This is a genomic window from Lacinutrix sp. MEBiC02595, assembly GCF_053601555.1.
In genome coordinates this window covers 286,059-312,071 of the sequence record NZ_JBSHNU010000222.1, presented here as the reverse complement: position 1 = coordinate 312,071, position 26,013 = coordinate 286,059, and the positions used below count along the sequence as shown (strand labels likewise).

Here is a 26,013-nt window from a genome sequence, read left to right as displayed (position 1 = left end):
GATATACGAAATAAAAGGAGTCTATCTGCATAAATACTAACAGATCAACTATTTAGTCTGCACTTTTTTATAAGCGCCCAAATCACTAAACTTATTTCCTTTTAATTCATTTTTAGAAAAATGATTTACCATTTTAGCAATTGCAGGATTTTGTAAACTATTACGCGAATAGGCCAAACCTACTTCTCTATAATAAACCGGACCTTTATATGGTCTGGTTTCAAAACCATACCAACCATCAATAAAATATTCTGGTAAAAAAGTCAAGCCCAATCCCGCCATTAAAAGCGTTAAGGTTTCGGTTTTAGTAGAACAATTCCCAACTGTATTCACGGATTGATTAGAAAAATTAAGTATAGAAATGCATTGTTTATGAGCTTCACAAGGCGGACAATGTATAAAATTTTCGTCTTTTAAATCTTCCACTAAATCAATTTCATCTTTTTCTAAAAGAGAATGCCCATTTGGTATGCACAGCACGTAATTTTCTTTCCAAATTGGTAAAAATAAATCTTCTTCATCTTTCCATTCCCGCACTAATAAATTCAGTTCATTTCCTCTTCCTATTTCATTTACATTCCACAACACAGAAGTGTTTAAACGAGTCGCTGTTTTAAAAAATTGCAATTTATATTCTTGTGGTAAACTATCTGCAACACCAATAGTAACTTCGTTGGTTAAGTCTTGCTTCAAAAATAAGTCTGGTAATTCTTTTAATTCCCCTAACAAGCGCTTAGCAATAGGATACAAATAATGTGCTTCATTAGTTAGTTCTACTCCTCTTTTATGCCTTCTAAAAAGATTTTTACCCATCTTTTCTTCCAGCTGCTTTATTCCGTTAGAAATATTAGGCTGTGATACAAAGCATTTTTCTGCTGCTCTAGTTAGATTCTGTTCTTCGTAAACCGCTACAAAAAATTTTAAAAGACGTTCTTCCATTATAAATTTAAATTATGATAAACATAAAAACATAGTATTTTGATGTCATTTTTTGATAGCTTATCTTTGTATTCAATCTAAAACACCTCCGTTAAAATTCAAAAATCAAAATTATCATTAATATTTATTATAACAAAAACATAGTATGGAAACTAAAAAACTTATCGTAATCACAGGAGCAAGTTCAGGATTTGGATTAGAAATGGCGAAAGCATTTTCTAAAGATGGGTATCCGCTTTTATTATTAGCAAGAAGAGTTGAAAAAATGGAGGCTTTACACTTACCGAATACGTTATGCCGAAAATTGGACGTTACCAACAAAGAAAATTTTGAAAAAGTTATCGCTGAAGCGGAAGCAATTTATGGTGAAACCGATTTGCTTGTAAACAATGCAGGAGTAATGCTTTTAGGAGATATAACAACACAAGATCCTGCGGAATGGAAAAAAATGCTAGACGTTAATATTCTTGGTGTTATGAACGGAATGTCTGCAGTAATACAAAAAATGAAAGCGCGCAAAAGCGGTACTATCATTAACCTGTCTTCTATGGCTGGGATACAAGCATTTGAAAATCACGCAGCATATGCGGCTAGTAAATTTGGCGTTAGAGGTTTAACACAAACCGCACGATTAGAGTTATCACCTTATAACGTTAGAGTGATTTCTATAGAGCCTGGAGCAGTGAAAACGGAATTATTAGGACATACAACCGACAAGTCGATAATCGATGATTATAACGATTGGAATCAAAATCTGGGTGCTATAAATATCACAGCGGCTGATGTAGCAAACACCATAAAATTTGCATACCAATTACCACAAGCCGTTTTATTACGTGAAATAATTATTTCAGACACCATGCAAGACGCCTAATCATCGTTTACATACAAATTAAAAATAGCAGTATAAATCCAATATATCTTTGGCTTTTACTGCTGTTTTTTTTTTATATAAAATTCTTATTTGTTTTTATTTAAAAATCGAAAACGCCCCTACCCAAAAGCAACTTGTAACCTCAGGAACACAAAACAACTTTCTCGATGCTACCAAAATTCAACATTTGGATTGTTTTTATAGTCGTATAAAACGCACTAGCAAACCAAACGCTTGAGTATTAAAGGAACATCCAATATTAAAAAAATGGGTTACAGAAAACTAAAACATCTTATTTGTAATCGCTGATGCAGAAAAATTCTCAGAATCCCGTAAACTTGCAACAGTAGATAACGTAACAACTTTTACGACCTTTAAAAAGGAGTGTTTTATAAAAATGACACTTTGCGATAGCAAGGTGTTTTTTGTTTAAATTGCAACTATACATTATAAAAAAGAACACCACAAGCCATACACCATAATGGACAAACAAAACAATAACAAAAGTGAGCAGACTAATAAACAGATGCAGCCAGATAAATTGTTGGATAACAACACCAATGAAGATAAACCGACCAAACGCATAAGAAAACAAGCGACTCAAGAGCAGTTAGACAACCCTTTTCATGGTGTAAAACTAGCACAAGTATTAGCGCGTTTAGTAGCACATTATGGTTGGGAATATTTGGGCGACCGTACTAATCTTCGCTGTTTTATCTACAATCCTACCATGAAATCAAGTCTCGGTTTTTTAAGACGTACCACTTGGGCACGAGAACATGTAGAGGACATCTATTTGGAAATGGTGGAAAGAAAAAGAGCGCAAGATAAAATACTAAAAAAATAAATCTTTACTAAGGTTGTTACATCTGCTAAAAAATTGGACGCAACAGCATATCAAAATCCAACCCAAAAGCCAATAATTAAAATAAAGTTAAACTTTTGGAATAATCATTCCAAAAAAAATATATCTTTGCATCGTGAATAAAAAAGAAGCCATACTATCTGCTGCCATTACGCTATTAACTCAAAAAGGGGTACACAACACACCAATGTCTGCTATTGCTAAAGCAGCAGGCACAGGAATGGGTACGATTTACAACTATTTCCCAAACAAAGAAATATTAATAAATACCATTTACGTTAGCATAAAACACGAAGAAAAAGACCTGTTTTTAGAGTTCGACGCTAACAAATCTATTCAAACGCAATTTGAAACCTACTGCACAGCTATGATTGATTTTTTTATAGCCAATCCTACCTATTTTAAATTTATGGAGCAGTTGCAAGCCTCTCCTATTATTACAGAAGACAGTAGAAACGAAGGCGGAAAATCTATTATTCCAGTTTGCAATTTGCTAACAAAAGGACAAGAAGATGGCCATATTAAAGCCATAAATATAGACGAAATATTAATGTTTATTGGTAGCTCTATATTAGCCTATTTACGTTGGTATTTTAATCAGAAAGCACACAACAAAACATCACTTAGCAACCAAATGCACATGCTTTGGGATGCAATAAAAGCATAAAAAAATTTATTATTAATTTGGAATGAACATTCACTCCAATAAAAACAAAAATTATGAAAAAAAATATATTAATCACAGGAACATCTACAGGAGTAGGTTTTGAAAGCGCTATTCTATTTGCTAAAAATAATTTTAAGGTCTACGCTACCATGCGTAATCTAGACAAAGCAACAGCATTACAAGATCAAATTGACAACCATAATTTAGACATCCATTTACTCCCATTAGACGTTACAAAAACAGAAACTATAACAGCTGCAGTAGATACCATTATTAAAAACGATGGAAAAATAGACCTCCTTTTGAATAACGCTGGTGCAGGTTTTGCAAAAACAACTGAACAAGCAACCCAAGCCGAAATATAATGGGTCACAAACGTAAACTATCTTGGTGTGGTGTATTGTACACAGGCTGTTTTACCACACATGCGCAAACAAAAATCGGGACAAATAATTAGTATTACCTCTGTTGGTGGTTTGGTTGGACAACCTTTTAACGAGCTATATTGCGGAGCCAAATTTGCGGTAGAAGGTTTTATGGAAGCCTTAGCAACCTATGTTAGCGATCCTTTTAATATTAAAATTACGTGTTTAGAACCAGGAGGAATTGCAACAGCATTTATGACCTCAGCCATTACTAAAACAACCACCGAAGGACAGTTAGCAACCGGAGAGTACGCACCTATTTTTAATCAATACATGGCTGGAATTGAAAAGAGATCCAAATTAAGCGAAGTATCACTTTATCAAACCGGATTAGAAGTCGCAACCGTGGCTTTACAAGTGGCACAAAATAACCATCCGCCTTTACGTATTAGAACCTCACAATGGGCTGAAGATTTTTGTAAGCTTAAAACAAAAGCAGATCCAGACGGCACTAAATTAGTTGCAGAAGTAAGAGCTAGTTTTTTGTAGGCTGTTATTTACGTGATTATTATATCTATCTAATTATAAAACCACTTAGCGAAAGCTTGGTGGTTTTTTGTTTATTGGGAGGCTTGGTTTATTGTGGGAATTTGAGAACTTCGTTCGAGGGAGGATATTAGTGATAGCCTGACGTTTTAAAACCATTTTAGGTTTAAAAACGGAACGCCCAAACCTTTATTAATGCTTTGATTTACAATTCATAAAAAATAAATAAACTTTTTTGTAACATTTACTGCTCTTTCCACGTATAACTATATAGAACGTTTTATTCACACTTAATTTTACACGAGACATTAGATGAGACAACTTAAAATTACCAAGCAGGTTACCAATAGAGAAACCGCATCATTAGACAAATATTTACAAGAAATAGGAAAAGTTGACTTAATTACAGCTGATGAAGAAGTAGAATTAGCACAACGTATTAAAGCTGGTGACCAATTGGCTTTAGAGAAATTGACAAAGGCTAATTTACGTTTCGTTGTATCTGTAGCGAAACAATACCAAAATCAAGGTTTAACTTTACCAGATTTAATTAATGAAGGTAATTTAGGTTTAATTAAAGCGGCTCAACGTTTTGATGAAACGCGTGGTTTTAAATTTATCTCTTATGCGGTATGGTGGATTAGACAATCTATTTTACAAGCATTAGCAGAACAATCTAGAATTGTACGTTTGCCTTTAAATAAAATTGGTTCTATTAATAAGATTAATAAAACGTTTGCATTTTTAGAACAAGCACATGAAAGACCTCCAAGTGCGGAAGAAATTGCTAAAGAATTAGACATGACTATTAACGATGTTAAGGAGTCTATGAAAAATTCTGGTCGTCACGTAAGTATGGATGCGCCTTTGGTAGAAGGGGAAGATTCTAACTTATATGATGTATTAAATTCTGGTGAGTCTCCAAATCCGGATCGTGATTTATTACATGAATCTTTACGTACCGAAATTGAGCGTGCTCTAGAAACATTAACGCCTCGTGAAGCAGATGTTATTCGTTTATACTTTGGTTTAGGAAACCAACACCCAATGACTTTAGAAGAAATTGGTGAAACGTTTGATTTAACTCGTGAGCGTGTAAGACAAATTAAAGAAAAAGCTATTCGTAGATTAAAACATACGTCTAGAAGTAAAATATTAAAAACTTATTTAGGATAGTAATTTTAAAAATTACAACTAAATTACCCCAACAAACAGAATTAGATACCCACTTTCGTGGGTACGAAAGCTGTTCGTTTTTTGATTGATGAAAGAACCCAGAGCTGATTACTCTGGGTTCACTCATTTTAATACTTTCCTTATTTTCTCTTTATCCTTCTAGAAATTTTTATCTTTCCTTTGGGAAGCTACTTCAAAAAGACTTTTCTATATTTGTGCAAACACAACAAAAACTAAGAAAATGTCTGACAAATTAATTGCTCCTTCTATGCTTGCCGCAGATTTTGGTAACTTACAACGCGATACAGAAATGGTTAATAATAGTGATGCCGATTGGTTTCATATTGACGTAATGGATGGTCATTTTGTACCAAACATATCTTACGGAATGCCAGTAATCGCCGCTATTAAAAAGCATGCAACAAAGCCGTTAGATGTGCATTTAATGATTGAAAAGCCAGAGCGTTATATTGAAGAATTTGCAAAAGTTGGTGCCGATATTATTACGGTGCATCACGAATCTACGGTGCATTTACACAGAACACTTACACAAATTGAAGATGCTGGTTGTAAAGCTGGTGTGGTTTTAAACTTAACGACTCCGGTATGTGTTTTAGAAGATATTTTACCGAAATGCTATATGGTTTTATTAATGTCTATTAATCCTGGTTTTGGTGGTCAGAAGTTTGAAGAAATCACCTATCAAAAAGTGAGAAAGCTTCGTAAAATGATAGACGAGCAAGGTTTAGATACTAGAATTGAAATTGATGGTGGTGTTACCGATAAAAACATAGAAAAACTAGTAGCCGCTGGAGCAGATGCTTTTGTAGCTGGAAGTCATGTTTTTAAAAGTGCGAATCCAACTGCTGCTATTGCTAATTTAAAGAAGCTTGCTAATGCTTAATAACCAGGAAAGTTAAAATTTAGCATTTGTTTTACTTTGTCATAAATTTTAGGAAACTCCGATCGAAATTCGCTTGGGGTTTCTATGAAATTTTCTACTAAAACGGAAACAAACTCAAACTGGTTTTCAAAAGCATAGTCTCTAAAATAACCTGAAGTCGTCAGCTTTTGCTTTAACACCTCGTTTGTATCCACTAACTGTGTAAGTTCTTGAAAAGAATCTAAAAAAATTGCAGCACTAGTACTATAACTTCGCGATTTCAAAAACGAAAAATGCATGGCATGAATACATTCATGTACTCCTAAATTCATATTATCATCTTCAATATTATATCCCTTTACAAAATCTTCCCAAGAAAAAACTAAAGCATTGTAAGCCATATTAAATTCCCCTTTATGCATGTCTTTATTCATGGTAGAATAATATGCTTTATCATAAATAATCACTTTATCTATACACTCAATTTTATAATCTCTATACCCAAAAGTAAGCTTTGCAGCGGTAGCAGAAATTAAAACTTGCATGCTATTGGTTATTTTGGATTCTTTCCCAATAAATTCCCAGTTTTCTATATAGTAATTAAGTCGATGCTCGAAGTTCTTTTTTTCTAAAAGGCTTAACCGTTTATAAAAATCAAATTCTTTTTGCAGAATAGCTTTATGTTCTATAGCAAGTTTATTCCTTTTCAAGTAAACATGTGTAAAGAATTGTTTCTTTTTAAAATACGTTACGCGTACCTTTTCTAAAAAGGTAAAAGTCCCTCGAACCGTCATAATGATTGTTAACACCACTGTAAACACGATTAATATAACGGTCAGTATTATAATTGCTAGTGGTGGCGTTTCATAATCGGTTTGATTAAGTAAAAGGGATCTAATCATAAAGTTTTAGTAGGCTTGCTTTATCTAATGTATGGAAACTATTTAATAGCCCCAATTTACACGTAATGGTTTTAACATCCAAGGCAATTTAATTATTGAGAAGGAAAAAGGTGCTTTAGACAGTAAAATATCATAAGCTATTTTTCGACAGTTAACACAAAGTTATCCGATGTTTCAGAAAGAATGCCTTCTCGCAGCATCCAATTACCTCTAAATCCAGATATATACCTTTAACTAATTGCAGGCCAATAATCCATAGCAACTTTGAGTAATCCTTCTATAAGTTCTTTTTAATCTAGAGACAAATCCATTTATGGCGCACTACATATGCTTCTTTGGCAATTTCTAAAGCATGAACAAAATATATTTCTGGTATCTTGATACCATCGGTTTTAAAGGAAAAGAAAAAAAGGCCCTTCACTTGGGCTATTAGATGTTGCTCCTGCGCTTCCATCGTCTGCCATATTATTTCTTTTTTATAATTTAAATCTATTAGGTTTGACTTGTTATTTTTTGTGACATTCGAATAACAATAAATTCCGAAGGACGAACTACAGCAACACCTATTTCAACTATCATATTACTTTCTAATATATCGTCTGCAGTCATTGTTTCTCCCAAACCACAACGCACAAAAAACGAGTTATCAGGCATGCTTCCTTGTAATCCTCCCTTTTTCCAAATGGAATATAAAAAGCTACTTACACTATTGTTTACAGCATCCCAAGTATTTCTTTCGTTTCGTTCAAAAGCAAAAGATTGTATGGTAGCCCCACAAGATTGTTCTATAAAAATGAGTGTCCGTCGTACCGAAATATATCGCGACTCCCTACTATTACCATCTAAGGTTCGTGCTCCCCAAATTAGAATCCCCATTCCTGGAAAAAGACGAATGGCGTTAATTGATTTACCAGAAATAGCGTCTACATTTAAACCTTCCTGTTCTTGACTAGTAAGTCTAATAGGTAAAGAAACAGCGCCAACTATAGAAGTATTTGCAGGCGCTTTCCAAACGCCTTCTTGATTATCTGTTTTAGTAATAACGCCAGCAATCCCTCCGCTTGGTGGAAGTACATTAGCATCTAACAATACCTTTTGGATAATGGATGTGTATAAAGTGCTTCCGTTTAATAATGCTTTATGAAATTCTGAAAGAGTATACTTTGCGTCGTCTAGACATTTGATCTTTTTAAAAATTTCAGCAACATCTTTATTTGGTTTTTCCGAAGGATTTAAAAGCGCTTCTAATGCATCCAAATTGCCACCAAATAAATTCGTAAAATCTAAATCATCTTCCTGCATAATAACAGTTCCTATAAAAGGATAATAAGCACAACCAAAAGATAATCCTCTGGCTCCAGTATTATTCCGAAAGTTATCAATATCATTCGTATATAATATTGGATCTGGATTAGCTCCTCCAATAACATCAAAAATGCTAATTGCTGTGCGCATTTCAGAATTTTGAAATAACATAGATTGCATGAGTGCTCCATTATTTACAACGGAAAGCAAAGTAGCTTCCGGACAAATATACATAGTCGGTTCTGTTTCATTTTTCAACAAAGCAATCCCATTTTGCAAGTCGTCTAATTGCACATTAGGATTCACCAATACATCTCCTGGTCGCAATGGATCATTAGAAGGTTCACCATAGCTACCAACAGAAACAATGTACGCATCACCCCCTCCATTTTGATAAAACAACTGGATACTATTATACATATAATAAATAGTGTTAGGGTCTGGAACTACAGCATAAAAATCATTACCAATTTGCATAAAACTCCCTCTTTCCGGATTTCTAGCTTGTTTTATTAAATAATAGTGCGGATTATATTGTTTTTTAGAATCGGTATCTGGAAAGCAAAAAATGGCCTGAAAGTCGGCAAAGGAAGAAATTTTGATTGGCACATTTATATGCGACTCTCCTTCAAAGATAGCCTGTGGCGTATAACCAACAAATGCAGGAATAGCCGTTGCTACTGGAACTACAGAATTTGGAACCCCATTTAACTCTTCTATATATACTCCGGGTGTTTTATATTTTGCTGCCATACGTTTCTATTTTATTTGTGTTACGTTTATAGATATATATACATTGGTGATAACACCTTATGGTCTCGATTTTCATTATTTGTTATAGTAAATCTACCATCAGGAATTGGTAATTCCATATTAAGATTTTTATTTAAAGCGCTTGCCGTAGTTCGAATACCAAACAATTGGAATTTATATTTTGGTACTTCGCTTAATTTTAAAGGTTGCGGTGTGATAAAACGAACTGCTACTTTATTATTTGGTAAAGTGACTTGTTCTGGTCCTTCAAAAAAATTAGAAAAACTGCCATCCACATATAGATTAGAGAAACGATCTAGTTTACTTTGAACGATATCATATTGCCAAAAAGTTGCTCTAGCTTTTAAAGCAATCAAAAAAGTAGTTGCTCCAGAAGGGTTTTCCAAAATATCGTGAAAATAGATTTTTACTTCACCTAATAAATTATGAGAAACGGTAGTATTTATTTTAGGATTTAATAATGTAACATTAGTATCTAACCTGTTTTCTGAAGCATTACTTTCATATACATAAGTTCCAATAAAGTCGGTAGGAATATCTGAATAGTTATAAAAGTTCGGATTTGAAACTTGAATATTAAAATCAAAGAAATGGTTAGAAGTTGTACTTTCTAAATGGCTTAAAAATACTTCGGTTGATACTTCTGAATTTATATATATGTTGTAAGCACTTTGTATATTCTGAATTTGAATATCAAATCGTTTTTTTAATTCTTCCATAATTAATCCTAGGGTTAAAGAAATACTTCCATCTATTAAGTCACTAAAATAATCGTGGGTTATTTTAATACGGAATATTTTTTTATACGAAACTACGCTCATCATCGAATTTTATTAAAAAAATTTCTAGTTAAAGATTAATTTCTAAAGAATAGAATGCAACAAACGGCATGGTTTAAAATTAGTGCTAGACTTGTTCTAATTTTAAACGGTAGGTTTTCCATTTTTAGAAAATAATACCAATAAAAATCTAAGACAGTATAAAAATACCATCTTGCTATTCGTTGTTTTTATTCCACTTAACAGAATAAACGCGGAAGTTTTAGGGAGAACTTAAATGTACAAAAATATTTAACACTAAGTAAGTTAGGTGAAAAATAAGTTAAAAACAGTTAGATTATTCGGAAAAATTAATACTCCGAGATCATTAAAAAAAAACAATATTTAAAATCTTTGAAAAGTAAGTTTGATTTGACTTTAAAAAGAGGGTTAACTCGCTGCAATCGTTTCTCCTTATAAAGCTCCGCTTTGAAAAAAGAAAAGTTGCATTTAAAAATTCAAACGAGTTTGATTTGACGTAATTAAAAAGAGGATTAACTCGCTGCACTCGCTTTTCCCTATAAAGCTCCGCTTTGAAAAAGAAAAAGCTGTACTTACAAATTCAAACGAGTTTGATTTGACGCACAGCTTTTTCTTTTATTCGTGACCTCGAAGGGATTCGAACCCCCAACCATCAGAGCCGAAATCTGATATTCTATCCAGTTGAACTACGAGGCCATTTTTTTCGGACTTGTAGTACAACTAAATCTCAAAAAAGACAATTGAACTACGAGGCCATCAAATTCCTAGAAGGAATCTTATTATTTATTTAAGACAATTTAGCCTTTACAATAGTAGAAATGGTTTTACCATCTGCCTGTCCTGCAAGTTTTTGGTTTACCATTCCCATAACTTTTCCCATATCCTTCATACCTGCTGCTCCTGTTGCTGCAATAGTTTCTACTACCACTTTCTCAATTTCTGCTTCGTCCAGTTGCGCTGGCAAAAACTGACTAATTACTGCCGCTTGTGCTATTTCTGGCTCTGCTAAATCTTCTCTGTTTTGTTCCGAAAAAATAGCAGCACTATCTTTACGTTGCTTTACTAATTTAGATAATATTTTTATTTCTTGATCTTCTGTAATTTCTTCTTTAGATCCAGTTTCTGTTTGTGCTAAAAGTATTTCAGATTTTACTGCTCTTAAAGCAGCTAATGCTGTTTGGTCTTTAGATTTCATTGCAGCTTTCATAGCTGTCATGATACTTTCTTGTAAGCTCATAATCTTATTTGTTTTGAATTGCGAAGATATAAAAAAGTGAGCAGTTGATAGTACTCCATAAGCAACCTAAATTTAGAAAATATAAGAAATGATTAAAATAAAAAACCCGAAAAACCTTTGGGTGAGTTTTTCGGGTTAGTTGAAGTTAAACACTAAACTTAACTTAGTCTACATTATCGTGTAAAAACGAATTATTACTTCTTAAAAGCATATCATCATTATCATCTGTACTTATAGAAGTACCAGAAATACTAGTTCTTTGTGATGAATGTTGCACATCTTGCAAATCTACACCTTGGCGCTTATACGCGGGAATCTTCTCTATATCATCAATTTTTGAAGTATTGAATTTATAATTAAAGTCCTTCATTTTACGTCTGCGTTCTTCTGCTCTTTCTTTTAACATGTCTGAAATCGGACTGTTCATTGGGTCAATTTCTTCCACTTGCTCTTCAACAACATTGTTTTTCACCACTTTCTTTTCGAAAACAATTTCTTGATCCAAGACCTTATCTACCACTTCTACAACTGGCTCTTTTTTCTTTGGTTCGCTTGTAGCTTCAAATTCTAAATAATCATCTAAAGCATAACGAATTTCGCCATCTTTATTTGTTTCTGTAACATTTACAAGCTCTATAAAGTCATTCACAGGCAATGCCTTAATCTCTTCTGCATTTAGATTATGAACTACTTTTTCTTCCTGTACAACTTCTTTAACTTCTTCTTTAACCTCTTGAATTTCTTGTGCAATAGGCGCAAGAGGCTCACTTAATGGCATATCAAAAGTTAGCGTGATTTGTTGCTCCTCTTCAAAATCATTAGCAGCTTCAGCTACCGGAGTGGCGTTAGTGATTACAAAATCTTCTTCTGGTAAAGTTTCTTCTACATGTGCATCCTTCGTTGCAAGTACTTCATCATAAACCACATTCATGTTTTTGATGATTTCTGAAGTTGGAATTAAATTTAATGGTTTAGCACCTACTTTTCTTCTTGTTTCAAAAGCATCTTCCAATTCATTTAAATCTAAAGTGTGCTTTACAATTACTGGTTCTACCTTTTTTTGTAACTCAATATTTGGAGTTATAATTGCTGGACTTTTATCTTTTTTAGATAAATCTTTATCCGAAGTTTGCTCTTCTTCCAAAGAGTGAATAACCTTTTTTGTTTCGGTATTTGAAATTTCATCTTGTTGTTCAATATCAAAACCCGTAGCAATAATGGTTACAGCGATAGACTCATCTAAAGAATCATCTTCACCAACTCCCATAATTATATTTGCTCCATGACCAGCTTCATTTTGAATATGATCATTGATTTCTCCTATCTCATCGATAGTAATTTCTTGTGCTCCAGAAACGATTAGCAACAATACGTTTTTGGCACCTATAATTTTATTATCGTTTAATAATGGGGAATCTAAAGCTTTACGAATGGCATCATGTGCACGATTTTGCCCAGAAGAACTAGCAGAACCCATAATAGCTGTTCCACTGCTACTTAATACCGTTTTAGCATCACGTAAATCAATATTTTGTGTATAGTGATGTGTAATCACTTCTGCAATACCACGTGCTGCAGTCGATAATACTTCATCGGCTTTGGAGAATCCTGCTTTAAAACCAAGATTACCATAAACATCACGAAGTTTATTATTGTTTATTACGATTAATGAATCTACTACGTTTCGTAGTTTCTCAATACCATTTTGCGCTTGTTCGTTACGCATTTTTCCTTCAAATTGAAAAGGCATAGTAACAATTCCAACTGTTAAAATATCTAAATCTTTAGCCATTTTAGCAATAATCGGGGCTGCTCCTGTTCCTGTTCCTCCACCCATTCCTGCGGTAATGAAGATCATTTTGGTATTGGTATCTAACATACGTTGTAGATCCTCAAAACTCTCTATAGCAGATTGCTCTCCTACATCTGGATTTGCTCCTGCACCTAAACCTTCGGTAAGGTTAAGACCTAATTGAATTTTGTTGGGTACACCACTATTTTGAAGTGCTTGCGCATCTGTATTACAGATTACGAAGTCTACTCCTTTAATACCTTGTTGAAACATGTGATTGATAGCATTACTACCACCACCACCTACTCCAATAACTTTAATCACATTGGATTGATTTTTTGGTAAATCGAATGCTATATTGGTTTCGAATTCTTTGTTGCTGCTCATGAATTTCGGTTTTATTTTCTTACTTAATTACTTTACTCTGCGTTATCTAAAAAATCTTTTACTTTCTCGGTCAGTTTATCTAAAAACGTCCGTCTCTCTTTTACTACTTGTTTTACTTCCGTTTCTTCTTTTGCCTCTTCTGTTTCATCGACTAGAAAATCGGACTCCTCCACAATAACTTCGGCTTTTTTTCTTTCATTTCTTTTTAAGCCATCCATTACTAAACCTACAGCTGTAGCAAACAATGGACTTGTAATCTCATCATCACTATCTCCTGCAAGATGCTCATTAGGAAACCCTATTCTAGTGTCCATTCCTGTTATGTACTCTACTAATTGTTTTAAATGCTTTAATTGTGCACCACCACCTGTTAAAACAATTCCTGCAATAAGTTTCTTTTTTTGCTCTTCGTGACCATAATTTTTAATCTCTACATACACTTGCTCCACAATTTCTACTACGCGAGCATGAATAATTTTAGAGAGATTTTTTAATGTGATCTCTTTTGGTTCTCTGCCTCTTAATCCTGGAATAGAAACAATTTCATTGTCTTTATTTTCTCCTGGCCATGCAGAACCGAATTTTATTTTTAAAAGTTCGGCTTGCTTTTCTATAATAGAACAGCCTTCTTTTATGTCTTCTGTTATTACATTTCCTCCAAAAGGAATTACAGCAGTATGTCTTATAATACCATCTCTAAAAATGGCTAAATCTGTTGTTCCTCCTCCAATATCTATAAGTGCAACTCCTGCTTCTTTTTCTTCTTGACTTAATACAGCATTAGAAGACGCTAAAGGTTCTAGTGTAACTCCTTCCAGATTTAATCCAGCACTTTGTATGCACCTTCCCACATTTCGGATAGAAGAAACTTGTCCAACTACCACATGAAAATTAGCTTCCAATCTTCCGCCATACATTCCTACTGGTTCTTTTATTTCGGCTTGACCATCTACTTTATATTCCTGTGGTAAAACATGAATAATTTCTTCACCAGGAAGCATTACTAACTTATGCACTTGATTAATTAATCGGTCAATATCCTCTTCATCTATAACCAATTCAGAATTTGATCTCGTAATATAATCGCTATGCTGTAAGCTTCTTATATGCTGCCCAGCAATACCAACGGTTACTCCTTCAATTTTCATTCCTGCCGCAGTTTCTGCTTCTTGCACTGCTAATTGAATGGATTGAATGGTTTGCGTAATATTATTTACCACACCGCGATGTACACCAAGGCTTTTAGATTTACCAATACCTAAAATTTCTACCTTACCATATTCATTTTTACGACCAATCATAGCCACAATCTTTGTGGTTCCAATGTCTAATCCTACTGCTATATTATTCTCCATAGTTTACGTTTTGGTGCACACTACTTGGTTATCAAACTGTAAATTAACTTTACTGTAACTATTAAGTGTTTTTTCTTTTAACGCTTTTTGATAAAATACCTTTAGGTTATTTATCTTTTTATCTAATTGATTTAAATCCCCTAAATGCACTATAAAAGTGGATTGTCTCAATTTTAAATAAACACTATTGTCTTCATTTTGATGAATCTCAATCACGTATTTATTTAAAAAGGCATCGCTATTTACCTTTTTTGCTATTTTAAACACATTATCCAATGCATCTTTTTTCACTAAACCGGTTACCAAAGGCACTCTTGCTGCATGATTAGAAGACAAAGGCATATAACTTCCTTGGTCATCTATATAATACGACGAATTAGTACTAACTCTAGCTATAGGTTTTTTTTGTTTCACTTCTGCTTTAAGTTCCCCATTTACAGAAAGATACACTTCGGCAGATTTGATCATTGGATTAGAATTCAGGGCAGATTCTAATTTGTTCAAATCTAAAATTTCTTTAGACGCCTTTGCACCAGATTGTTGATTTTGTATTAACAACTTACTAACATTAGCCTGCGTAATAAACAGGTTATTATCGCCTAAAAATTGTACTTGAGGTTGAGACACATCTCTAACCTTATTTTTTGTTGCCGAAAAAGCATACAAAAACACTACTAACACTAGTAGTACAAACATTTTTATATAGTTCCAGTTAACTTTCACCAAGCAACGCTTTTTTAATATGTTTCACTTCTGCTCCAATATCACCAGCACCAATAGTTAAAATTATTTGTGCTGTACTTTCTTTTATTTTTGCAACTAACTCATTTTTAGCAACAAGTTGTTTGTTTTCATTTTTAATTTTTTCTAATAACCAATTAGAAGTAACGCCTTCTATTGGCAGCTCTCTTGCTGGATAAATATCTAACAATAATACTTCATCAAACTGCGACAAACTTTCAGCAAAATCATCTACAAAATCTTTGGTTCTAGAAAATAAGTGCGGTTGAAATATTGCCAACACTTTCTTATTTGGGTACATTTCTCGAACGGCTTGATACACTGCATTAATTTCTTCTGGATGATGTGCATAGTCATCTATAAACACCAATTCTTCCGTTTTAATTTGGTACGTAAATCTGCGTTTCACACCTTTATAAGATGCTAAAGCTTTGGCGAGCTGCTGGTGAGGGCAACCATATTCTACAGCCATCGCCAAGGCTACTAACGCATTCGACAAATTATGTCTACCAGGCAGGTTAAATTGAACTCTTTCTAGTGTTGCATTTGGCATTTTCACATCAAATACATACGCACCATTTTCTATTTTTATATTTTTTACGGAATAATCGGAATCGTCTTCCATTCCGTAGGTAATTCCTTTTAGCGGTAAACCATTTTTAACAAACAGCTTTCCATTAGGTTTTATTTTTTCTGAAAAATCTTTGAATGTTTTTATTAATTCGGAAGCATCTCCATAAATATCTAGATGATCTGCATCCATAGATGTTATGCATGCTAAATCTGGAGACAAAGTTAAGAAGGATCTATCAAATTCATCTGCTTCTACCACAGAAACTTTGTTTCCATTTAAGATTAAATTAGAATTATAATTTTCACTAATTCCGCCTAAAAAAGCGGTTAATTCTACATTACATTCGTATAACAAATGTCCTAAAATACTTGTCGTTGTAGTTTTACCATGCGTTCCAGCAACAGCTAAACAAAACGTGTTTTCTGTAATTAGGCCTAAAATTTCAGATCTTTTTAAAACGGTAAAATTTCTGTCGTTTTTAAAATAAGCAAGCTCTCTATTATCTTTTGGTACCGCTGGAGTATAAACAACCAACGTGGTATCATAATTTAAAAAAGCATCTTCTACTTGCGCTATAGAATCTTCAAAATGAACCTGAATACCTAAATCTTCCAAACTATCTGTAATTTCCGTTTGGGTTTTATCATAACCTGCCACGTTTTTATTGCTCGCCTTAAAGTATCGCGCAAGCGCACTCATGCCAATGCCACCAATGCCAATAAAATAGATGTTATGTATGTTGTTTAAGTTCATTCTTTTTAAATAAGGTCGCGATTGCGATCGACCAAACATTTTCTTTTTAGTTTAATGTTTCAGAAGCTTTTCCACTTCGTCTACTATTTCTTTAGTAGCATTTACTAATGCTAGCTTTTTTATATTTGCTCCTAGCTCTTTTTGTTTCTCTGGTGAAGCCATTAATTGCGTAAATTTATTTTCAAAATCTACTACCAAATCACTTTCATTAATTAACATCGCTGCATTTTCATTTACAACAGCCATCGCATTTTTAGTTTGATGATCTTCGGCCACATTTGGTGACGGAATAAAAATTACTGGTTTACCAACAATACACAATTCACTAACAGAACCTGCTCCTGCTCTAGATATAATAATATCTGCTGCAGCATACGCTAAATCCATGTTATTTATAAATTGATGCAGCTGCACTTGCTTTTCATTACCATCAATTTTATACGTTTTATAATACAGTTTTCCACATTGCCAGATCACTTGCATGTTCAACGTATTAAAATAATCTAGCTCTTCTCTTATCAGCTCATTTATGCGTCTTGCACCTAAACTACCACCAATAACCAAAAGGGTTTTCTTTCCCTCTACTAGATTAAAATATTTTTTAGCCTCGGCTACTTTAGAATCTATATCTAATAAATCTTGGCGAACAGGATTTCCTGTTTTAATCATTTTTTCTTTCGGAAAAAAGCGTTCTAAACCATCATAAGCAACACAAATTTTCTGCACCTTTTTAGATAACAGTTTGTTTGTAATTCCCGGATACGAATTTTGCTCTTGTATTAAAGTAGGCACGCCGTTTACAGTTGCCATTTGTAATAATGGTCCGCTTGCAAATCCACCTGTACCAATAGCGATATCTGGTTTAAACTGTTTTATTATTTTCCTTGCATTATATAAACTACTTAATAATTTAAACGGAAACAATAGGTTTTTTAATGTAAGCTTACGCTGAATACCTGAAATCCAAAGTCCTTTGATTGCAAAACCAGCTTGCGGTACTTTTTCCATTTCCATTCTGTCTTTTGCACCAACAAACAGAAACTCCGCATCTGGAAAACGAGATTTTAACTCGTTAGCAATGGCAATTGCAGGATAAATATGTCCTCCAGTTCCTCCTCCAGATAATATGATTTTATGTTTCTTCATTAAATTGCTTCGCTTAAAACCTCTAACGGATTATCTTCACTATTCTCTTTATTCTTATCTTCTTCTCTCTTTGCACTTACACTCAATACAATCCCAATTGCAAGACAGGTCATCCAAATGGATGTTCCTCCACTACTCACTAATGGTAAAGTTTGTCCCGTTACCGGAAACAATTCTACAGCAACGGCCATATTTATTAATGCTTGAAACACAATTGGCAAACCAACACCAAGCACCAAGAGTTTACCAAAAATGGTATCGGATTTCTGCGCTACAATTACAATTCTAAACAGCAACCACATGTATAATATCATGAGTAAAAAGCCACCTATTAAACCATATTCTTCTACTATAATTGCATAAATAAAATCGGATGATGATTGAGGTAAAAAATTTTTCTGAATACTTTTTCCTGGACCAACACCCTGAATTCCTCCAGAGGCAATTGCTGTTTTTGCATGTTCTATTTGATAGTCTGCTTCTGTATTATCATCATTAGAGAAACTATCAATCCTACTCATCCAAGTATCAATTCTATTTGGCATCGCATCAGGAAACGCCTTTGCAACCAAAACAAACAGCACCAATGCGAAAATACCAGAACCGATAATCACCGCTAAATAGCGTAAAGGATACCCCCCTAAAAACACCAACATAACGACCATAACAAACATAATTGCAGCGGTTGAAAAATTTGCTGGAAGGATTAGTATTAGTATCAGAAATACAGGTATCCAAAGCGGTAAAATAGTTTCGACAAAAGTAATTTCTTTTTCTTGAATTTTAGACATATATCTTGCTACATATACCATAAGTACGACTGCTGCAAGAGTAGATGTTTGAAACGACATGTTTACTATTGGGATTTGAATCCAACGACTAGCATTGGCTCCTTCAATAGTAGTTCCTTGTAGCATTGTAACAACCAATAATACTAGTACTACAGGAATTAAAACCATCGATAAACCTCTAAAGTATCGATACGGAATTTTATGCACGCCATACATTATAGCAAAACCTAAAAACAAATGCATAAAGTGCTTAATAAAAAAAGAAAAAGTATTACCTGTACCACCAACGTAAGCTAAATTGCTTGCTGCGCTGTACACAGGTAAGAATGAAAAAATAGCCAATAGCGCTGCTATTGCCCAAATTAATCTATCTCCTTTTATGTTATTAAATATTTCTTGCATTCCTTATTCCTGCGTAGGCAGACATCTCTTTTTAAATTTATTACGCTCTTCTTTTTATCCACGAATTTCATTTCGCTTCACGCATTACTTTTATAGATTCCTGCCTTCGCAGGAATTTATTATAAACTTCGTACTGCTTCTTTAAATTGTCTTCCTCTGTCTTCGTAGTTTTCAAACAAATCAAAACTTGCACAAGCTGGAGACAACAATACATTATCACCAGATTCAGCAACTTTATAAGCAATCTTTATAGCTTCGCTCATAAATTGCGTTTCCACAATAATATCTACCATGCCACCAAAAGTGCGCATCAACTTTTCATTATCTACACCTAAGCAAATAATTGCTTTTACTTTTTCGTTTACAAAAGAGAATAATTCATTGTAATTATTTCCTTTATCTACGCCTCCAACAATCCAAACCGTTGGTGCATCCATACTTTCTAACGCGTAGTATGTTGCATTTACATTTGTTGCTTTAGAATCGTTTATATATTGCACTTTGTTAATTTTTAACACATGCTCCAAACGATGCTCTACTCCTTGAAAATTCTCCAGACTTTCACGAATCGTTTGCTTTCTTATTTTTAATAAATGCGCTACTGTCGATGCAGCCATTGCATTCTTAACATTGTGCTTACCTTCTAATGCTATTTTGCTTGTTGGCATAATTATTTGGTTGTTATCTATTGTTATTATTATATTTTCTTTTTCTAAATACGCGCCATTCTCAATTTTCTTTACTAAAGAAAATGGCAATAATGTGGATTGTACTGGATGCGTTTTCAACCAATCTGTGATTACCTCATCGTCTGCATCATAAATCAGATAATCTTCTTTTGTCTGATTTTTAGCAATACTAAATTTGGAAGCGATATAGTTTTCAAATTGATAATTATATCTATCCAAATGATCTGGAGTAATGTTGGTTATTACAGCAATTTGCGGTTTAAAATCTACTATACCATCTAACTGAAAACTACTAATCTCTAAGACATAGTTTTCATAATCTTTTTCTAAAACTTGCTTTGCAAAACTGTCTCCAATATTACCTGCCAAACCAACGTTTAACTCTTGTTTTAAAATATGATCTGTTAGTGTAGCCGTTGTAGTTTTACCATTACTTCCTGTGATACCAACTAGTGTTGCATTGGTATATTTGGAAGCAAATTCAATTTCTGAAATAACAGGAATACCCTTCTTAATTAACTGCTGCACTATAGCAACTTTTTCAGGAATCCCTGGGCTTTTCATTACCACATCTGCATTAAGAATTTTTGATTCTGTATGCTTCTGCTCTTCCCATTCCACTTCATTATGTATAAGAACTTCTTTATATTTATCTTTAATTAATCCCTTATCGGAAACAAAAACCTGATAGTCTTTTGCCTTTGCTAAAAGCGCTGTTCCCACACCACTTTCTCCTGCTCCTAATATGACTAATCTCTTTTTTTTCATTATTTGTCATTCTGCGCTACGACGCAGAATCTGCTTTTGTTAATATGGATTCCGCATTCAGCGCGGAATGACAACTATTATCTAATTTTCAGTGTTACAATAGATACAATTGCTAATAAGATTCCGATAATCCAGAATCTGGTAACAATTTTACTTTCGTGATATCCCGATTTTTGATAGTGATGATGTAGAGGCGACATTTTAAAAATGCGTCGTCCTTCACCATATTTTTTCTTCGTGTATTTAAACCAACTTACCTGCATTACTACAGAGAGATTTTCTGCTAAAAATATTCCGCATAAAACGGGGATTAACCATTCTTTTCTAACGGCAATTGCAATTACAGCAATAATTCCTCCAATAGTTAAACTTCCAGTATCTCCCATAAACACTTGCGCTGGATAGGCATTGTACCATAAAAAACCAATTAACGCTCCAACAAATGCAGCGATATAAATAGTAATTTCTTCTATTCTTGGTATGTACATAATATTCAGATAATCTGAAAACACAATATGTCCAGACACAAAGGCAAAAATCCCAAGGGTTAGTACAATTATAGCTGAAGTTCCTGCTGCTAGTCCGTCAATTCCATCGGTAAGATTTGCACCATTAGAAACGGCTGTGATAATAAAAATAGAAGCAAGGATAAAAATAATCCAAGCATATTTTCCCCATTCTGGATTTATCCATGTAATTAAATCGGCATAATCAAACTCATTTCCTTTTACAAAAGGGATTGTTGTTTTAGTGGATTGCTCTTCTGCTGCAAAAAACTTTCCTGGTAAAGCATTTGGGTTTTCCGCCAAAATCTCTTGTTGTTGCGCTACTGGAAGCTTCTCTTTAATGGTCACATTAGGACTGAAGTATAAAGTAGCACCTACAATAATACCCAAACCAACTTGACCTAAAATTTTAAATCTTCCTTTTAAACCCTCTTTATCATTCTTAAATTTTTTGATATAATCATCAATAAAACCAATAGTTCCCATCCATAACGTGGTAACAATTAATAAAATAATGTATGTATTTTCTAGCTTTGCAAGTAGTAAGACTGGAATTAACGTAGCAAGAATGATAATAATTCCTCCCATAGTTGGTGTTCCTGCTTTTTCTGCTTGCCCTTCTAAACCTAAATCTCTAATCGTTTCTCCTACCTGTTGTTTTTGTAGAAAACGAATAATGCGTTTACCAAATATGGTAGAAAACAATAGAGATATTAGTATAGCCACAGCTGCTCTAAAGGTTATAAACCCAAAAAGTGAAGCTCCTGGAAACTGGTAATGTTTTTCTAAATATTCAAATAGGTAATACAGCATTTATACTATTTTTTATTATTTTTTTTATTATTTTTTATGGATTCCTGCCTTCGCAGGAATGACAAGATTTATTTTTGCAATTGTTTTAAAAACTCTTGCACGGTTTTATAATCATCAAAATCATGACGTTTACCATGAACTTCCTGATACGTTTCATGTCCTTTCCCAGCTATTAATATAATATCGTTTGCTTTTGCTAGCTGACATGCTGTTTTGATAGCTTGTTTTCTATCTGCAATCGACATGGTTTTTTTAAAGTTTACAGGATCCACTCCTGCTTCTATTTCTTCTATAATAGTTTCTGGAACTTCACTTCTAGGATTATCGCTTGTAAAAATCACTTTAGTACTTAAAGCAGAAGCTATATTTCCCATTTTAGGTCTTTTAGTTTTATCTCTATCGCCTCCACAACCAACAACCGTTATCAGTTCTTCGTTTTTTGTACGAATACTATTTATGGTTTCTAACACGTTTTGCAAAGCATCCGGAGTGTGCGCATAATCTACAATTGCCGTGATCTTTTCTTCTGAAATTAAGTACTGAAATCTTCCGCTTACACTTTCCAATTCACTTATTAAACGAAGGATTTCACCTTTTTCTAATCCTAATAATTCCGCAGTACCATAAATTGCCAATACGTTATAAGCGTTAAATTTTCCGATAAGTTTTGTCCAAACTTCAGCATCTTCCACCTTAAGCAACAAACCACTAAACTGATTCTCTAAAATTTGCGCTCTATAATCCGCATAACTTTTTAAAGCATACGTATATTTTCTAGCTGCCGTATTTTGAAGCATCACCATTCCATTTTTATCATCCACATTCACAAGTGCAAATGCTTCCGACGGAAGATTATCAAAAAAGGATTTTTTCACATCGCGATATTCCGCAAACGTGTCATGATAATCTAAATGATCGTGGGATAGGTTCGTAAAAATTCCGCCTTCAAAATAAAGCGCCTCTGTTCTATTTTGATGAATTCCATGCGAGCTCACTTCCATAAAGCAAAACTCAACGCCTTCATCATTCATTTCTTTTAAATAGCGATTGATCGTTAAAGAATCTGGCGTTGTATGTGTTGCCTTATATTCTTTAGTATCCACCATCACTTTTACTGTGGAAAGCAAACCAACCTTGTAACCAGCATTTTTAAACAACTGATACAAAAGGGTTGCTATAGTAGTTTTTCCGTTCGTTCCCGTAACACCAACAAGCTTTAAATTTTTAGAAGGAGAACCATAATAATTATTCGCCATAATTGCCAATGCCTTTGTTGCGTCTTCCACTTGCACATAAGTCACTTTAGCATTCAGATTGTGTGGCATTTTTTCACAAACAACAACCATTGCTCCTTGCTTTATCGCAATATCAATATAGTCATGACCATCTACAAGAGAACCTTTAATAGCAACAAAGACATCATTAATAGCAATTTTACGTGAATCGAAATCTATGTTTCGTATATACACGTTTGTGCTACCAACAACCGCATTGATATTTACCTTATATAATATGTCTTTAAAATCTATCACGATGCTTCTAAAACTATAGTTTGTTTCTTTTTAAGTTTGGTGTTTTTATCTACCGATTGTTTTTTAACAATACCAGAACCTGATATTTTTACTTGCACATCTACATCCATATTTTCCAATAAGGAAATAGCATCCATTGCAGGCAAACCGATAACACTCGGCATAATTGTTTTATAGGTTTGCGCCGTATTATAATACCCTTGGTATTCCTTATCTACCGAAGCATTTTGCACCTCTAAAGATTCTACCTCATCTACAATTGGCGTATCTGTAAATATTTTTTGCGCAATACGCTTAAATACAGGCCCCGTTACATCTGCTCCATAATAGCCGACTTTTGTACTTGGTTTATGAATAACTACGATGCAAGAATATTTAGGGTTTTCCGCTGGAAAATATCCTGCAAAAGAAGAAATGTATTTAGGATTCCTCTTCCACTCTTCATTATTAGCATAATCTGTTCTTGCCGTTCCTGTTTTTCCAGCCATGGAGAAAGTTTCAGAATACAACTTCTTTCCTGTTCCTCTAACCACAATATTTTTTAGAATATCTTTCATTTGAGCAAGTGTTTCCGCAGAACAAATCTCATCCACGATCACTTCTTTGTCAAAGACTTCAATCTCTCTATCAAATTCTTTTACCGCTTTTAAAAACCTAGGCTTTATCAATTCGCCATCATTAGCAATAGCATTATAAAAAGCCAAAGTCTGCAATGGCGTTAATTGCATATTATAACCGTAAGCCATAGATGGCAATGCATTTCTACTCCAAATAGCATCTCCTGGTCTTGGTATTACAGGATTACCTTCGCCAATAATAGAAATACCCAGTGGCTGATCTAATTTCCATTTTCGTAACCTTTTAAGAAATTTCTCTGGATTTTCGGAATAGTTATCATCCACAATAGTAGCCAAACCAATATTTGAAGAAACCTCTAAAGCCCTTGCTGCCGAAATTTTACCAAAACCACCACGATGCGAATCGCTAATCGTTCTTCCATAAAATCGTTTTCTTCCATTTCCTGTATCTACAACCGTAGATGTATCTATAACTTTATCTTCTAAAGCAGCCATTAAAGCCATCACCTTAAATGTAGATCCAGGTTCATGAGACTCCCCAACAGCATAGTTTAGTTTTTCGTAATAATTACCTTTACTTGTTCTACCAAGATTAGAAATCGCTCGAATCTCCCCTGTTTTCACTTCCATTACAACCACACAACCATGTTCTGCTTCGTAATACTCTAATTGTTTTAAAAGGGCATGATGTGCAATATCCTGAATATTTACATCTATTGTTGTGTACACATCATAACCATCTTTAGCTTCTACTTGGTCATAATCTACAATAGGCTTCCATTGTCCTTTTCCTATTTTTTGCTTTAAACGCAAACCATCTGTGCCACGTAAATATTTCACTCCAAAAGCACCATCAATTCCTGGTCTAGTAACATTTCCATCCTCATCTGTACGCTCATAACCAATGGTACGCTCTGCAATTCCTCCCATTGGATGCTCGCGTTTTGTAGTTTGCTCTACAATAAGACCACCTTTAAAAGCACCAAGTTTTAACATTGGGAAATTGCGAAACTTAATATAATCGGAATACCCAATATTTCTAGCCAATAAGTAATATCTATTTCTATTTGCTCTTGCTTTACGGAGTTCTTTTTGATAATACGAAGCTGGCTTTCCTGAATATTTTGAAAGTGCCAGACTCAAAGGTTTTAAATTTTCTTCAAAGGTTTTAGCGGAAGGCGTAATAGCGTCGATTCTTATATCGTACTTAGGCACAGACGTTGCTAATAAATTTCCGTTTACAGAATAAACATTTCCTCTGTTTGCAAGAATTGGCACGGGCTTAATCGTTCTACTTTGCGCTAATGCTTTATACTTGTCCCCTTGCACAAACTGGATAGTCAAAAGTTTAAACACAACTGCTAGAGCGAAGATGAACATACATCCTGCTATGAAATACAATCGGTTTAATATGTTCTTTTCGCTTGCTGCCAAAATGGAACTATTCTTTTTGTGATTTAACTTTTATTTTTTTTGGTGGAACTTCTGATATAGCAATTCCTTTCCCTGCCATTTCTCCTTCTAAAAACGACTCTTTTTTAAGCTTCATGAGTCTTCCCCTGCCATCTATCATAGCAGAACGAAGCTCTTTAACATGATTATTTAGTTTTGCAATTTCATGTACTTTTTTATCTGCACTATGCGAACTCGCAATCATCACTATAGCCAAACCAGAAATAAATAGAATCATTTTCCAGTTTTTAAAGGCATCATCGCTAACGAGAAACCTTCCTTTTAATATGCTATAGATATTTTTTTTCATCTTCGGTTTCCGCGAAAGCGGTAATCCATCTGTTTAAGTTATTTCTTTTCTATTGAGACCTCTCGTTTTGCTTTACAATGTGCTTTCCACG

The 26,013-nt window shown here is 33.9% G+C and carries 22 protein-coding genes, 1 tRNA gene and 1 pseudogene; 6 read left to right on the top strand and 18 right to left on the bottom strand.

Translation table 11 applies throughout. The annotated features are described in order from the left end of the window. Positions 1-48 precede the first annotated feature (48 nt). A complete protein-coding gene (locus ACVCZW_RS11235) occupies positions 49-939 on the bottom strand; it encodes a LysR family transcriptional regulator (protein WP_452232456.1) in 891 nt (296 codons plus the stop codon). Between the two features lie 145 nt (positions 940-1,084). On the opposite strand from ACVCZW_RS11235, the gene ACVCZW_RS11230 reads away from it, so the two are divergent. The 6 genes and pseudogenes from ACVCZW_RS11230 (at position 1,085) to rpe (ending at position 6,336) form a co-directional block, all read left to right on the top strand. Beyond that, positions 1,085-1,813, top strand: coding sequence for an SDR family oxidoreductase (locus tag ACVCZW_RS11230; protein ID WP_452229796.1), 729 nt, complete (start codon positions 1,085-1,087; stop codon positions 1,811-1,813). A gap of 481 nt (positions 1,814-2,294) precedes the next feature. Further along, a complete protein-coding gene (locus ACVCZW_RS11225; protein ID WP_452232455.1) occupies positions 2,295-2,660 on the top strand; it encodes a VF530 family protein in 366 nt (121 codons plus the stop codon). Between the two features lie 133 nt (positions 2,661-2,793). Further along, a complete protein-coding gene (locus tag ACVCZW_RS11220) occupies positions 2,794-3,345 on the top strand; it encodes a TetR/AcrR family transcriptional regulator (protein WP_452232454.1) in 552 nt (183 codons plus the stop codon). A gap of 53 nt (positions 3,346-3,398) precedes the next feature. Beyond that, a pseudogene (locus tag ACVCZW_RS11215) lies at positions 3,399-4,259 on the top strand (SDR family oxidoreductase). 309 nt (positions 4,260-4,568) lie between these two features. Then, entirely contained in the window at positions 4,569-5,432 is an 864-nt protein-coding gene (locus tag ACVCZW_RS11210; protein WP_055442537.1) for a sigma-70 family RNA polymerase sigma factor, read from the top strand. Between the two features lie 241 nt (positions 5,433-5,673). Further along, a complete protein-coding gene (gene rpe / locus ACVCZW_RS11205) occupies positions 5,674-6,336 on the top strand; it encodes a ribulose-phosphate 3-epimerase (protein ID WP_452232453.1) in 663 nt (220 codons plus the stop codon). On the opposite strand, the gene ACVCZW_RS11200 is transcribed toward rpe, so the two are convergent. From ACVCZW_RS11200 to ACVCZW_RS11120, 17 genes are all read right to left on the bottom strand, one after another. Beyond that, positions 6,333-7,217 (bottom strand): zinc-dependent peptidase, encoded by an 885-nt coding sequence (locus tag ACVCZW_RS11200; protein WP_452229790.1) that lies wholly within the window; start codon positions 7,215-7,217, stop codon positions 6,333-6,335. The two genes, rpe and ACVCZW_RS11200, sit on opposite strands and share 4 nt — an antisense overlap. Positions 7,218-7,259: 42 nt before the next feature. Then, positions 7,260-7,346 carry a contractile injection system tape measure protein gene (locus ACVCZW_RS11195; RefSeq protein WP_452229857.1) on the bottom strand — a complete coding sequence of 29 codons (87 nt, stop codon included), beginning with the start codon at positions 7,344-7,346 and terminating at the stop codon, positions 7,260-7,262. 363 nt (positions 7,347-7,709) lie between these two features. After that, positions 7,710-9,275 carry a phage tail sheath family protein gene (locus ACVCZW_RS11190; protein ID WP_452232452.1) on the bottom strand — a complete coding sequence of 522 codons (1,566 nt, stop codon included), beginning with the start codon at positions 9,273-9,275 and terminating at the stop codon, positions 7,710-7,712. 26 nt (positions 9,276-9,301) lie between these two features. After that, positions 9,302-10,120 (bottom strand): hypothetical protein, encoded by an 819-nt coding sequence (locus ACVCZW_RS11185; protein ID WP_452232451.1) that lies wholly within the window; start codon positions 10,118-10,120, stop codon positions 9,302-9,304. Positions 10,121-10,718: 598 nt separating this feature from the next. After that, a tRNA-Arg gene (locus ACVCZW_RS11180) sits at positions 10,719-10,792 on the bottom strand. A 91-nt stretch (positions 10,793-10,883) separates the two neighbouring features. Further along, positions 10,884-11,333: a GatB/YqeY domain-containing protein gene (locus ACVCZW_RS11175; protein ID WP_452229787.1), complete on the bottom strand. Its 450-nt coding sequence runs from the start codon at positions 11,331-11,333 to the stop codon at positions 10,884-10,886. Between the two features lie 163 nt (positions 11,334-11,496). Further along, entirely contained in the window at positions 11,497-13,512 is a 2,016-nt protein-coding gene (gene ftsZ, locus ACVCZW_RS11170; protein ID WP_452232450.1) for a cell division protein FtsZ, read from the bottom strand. Positions 13,513-13,544: 32 nt separating this feature from the next. Continuing rightward, on the bottom strand, positions 13,545-14,867 hold the full coding sequence (ftsA, locus tag ACVCZW_RS11165; protein WP_452232449.1) for a cell division protein FtsA: 1,323 nt from the start codon (positions 14,865-14,867) through the stop codon (positions 13,545-13,547). A 3-nt stretch (positions 14,868-14,870) separates the two neighbouring features. Continuing rightward, complete coding sequence (locus ACVCZW_RS11160; RefSeq protein ID WP_452229784.1) at positions 14,871-15,563, bottom strand: cell division protein FtsQ/DivIB; 693 nt, start codon at positions 15,561-15,563, stop codon at positions 14,871-14,873. A 16-nt stretch (positions 15,564-15,579) separates the two neighbouring features. Then, entirely contained in the window at positions 15,580-16,935 is a 1,356-nt protein-coding gene (gene murC / locus ACVCZW_RS11155; protein WP_452229783.1) for a UDP-N-acetylmuramate--L-alanine ligase, read from the bottom strand. 51 nt (positions 16,936-16,986) lie between these two features. Further along, positions 16,987-18,081: an undecaprenyldiphospho-muramoylpentapeptide beta-N-acetylglucosaminyltransferase gene (murG, locus tag ACVCZW_RS11150; protein WP_452229782.1), complete on the bottom strand. Its 1,095-nt coding sequence runs from the start codon at positions 18,079-18,081 to the stop codon at positions 16,987-16,989. Then, complete coding sequence (locus tag ACVCZW_RS11145) at positions 18,081-19,274, bottom strand: FtsW/RodA/SpoVE family cell cycle protein (protein ID WP_452229781.1); 1,194 nt, start codon at positions 19,272-19,274, stop codon at positions 18,081-18,083. The genes murG and ACVCZW_RS11145 overlap by 1 nt, the downstream gene beginning before the upstream one ends. 119 nt (positions 19,275-19,393) lie before the next feature. Next, entirely contained in the window at positions 19,394-20,731 is a 1,338-nt protein-coding gene (gene murD / locus ACVCZW_RS11140) for a UDP-N-acetylmuramoyl-L-alanine--D-glutamate ligase (protein ID WP_452232448.1), read from the bottom strand. Between the two features lie 77 nt (positions 20,732-20,808). Further along, on the bottom strand, positions 20,809-22,050 hold the full coding sequence (gene mraY / locus ACVCZW_RS11135) for a phospho-N-acetylmuramoyl-pentapeptide-transferase (protein ID WP_452229779.1): 1,242 nt from the start codon (positions 22,048-22,050) through the stop codon (positions 20,809-20,811). A gap of 68 nt (positions 22,051-22,118) precedes the next feature. Next, a complete protein-coding gene (locus ACVCZW_RS11130) occupies positions 22,119-23,582 on the bottom strand; it encodes a UDP-N-acetylmuramoyl-L-alanyl-D-glutamate--2,6-diaminopimelate ligase (protein WP_452229778.1) in 1,464 nt (487 codons plus the stop codon). Next, positions 23,579-25,540 carry a penicillin-binding protein gene (locus tag ACVCZW_RS11125; protein WP_452229856.1) on the bottom strand — a complete coding sequence of 654 codons (1,962 nt, stop codon included), beginning with the start codon at positions 25,538-25,540 and terminating at the stop codon, positions 23,579-23,581. Before ACVCZW_RS11125 ends, ACVCZW_RS11130 begins: the two co-directional genes overlap by 4 nt. 61 nt (positions 25,541-25,601) lie before the next feature. Then, positions 25,602-25,922 carry an FtsL-like putative cell division protein gene (locus ACVCZW_RS11120; protein WP_452229777.1) on the bottom strand — a complete coding sequence of 107 codons (321 nt, stop codon included), beginning with the start codon at positions 25,920-25,922 and terminating at the stop codon, positions 25,602-25,604. Positions 25,923-26,013 lie beyond the last annotated feature (91 nt).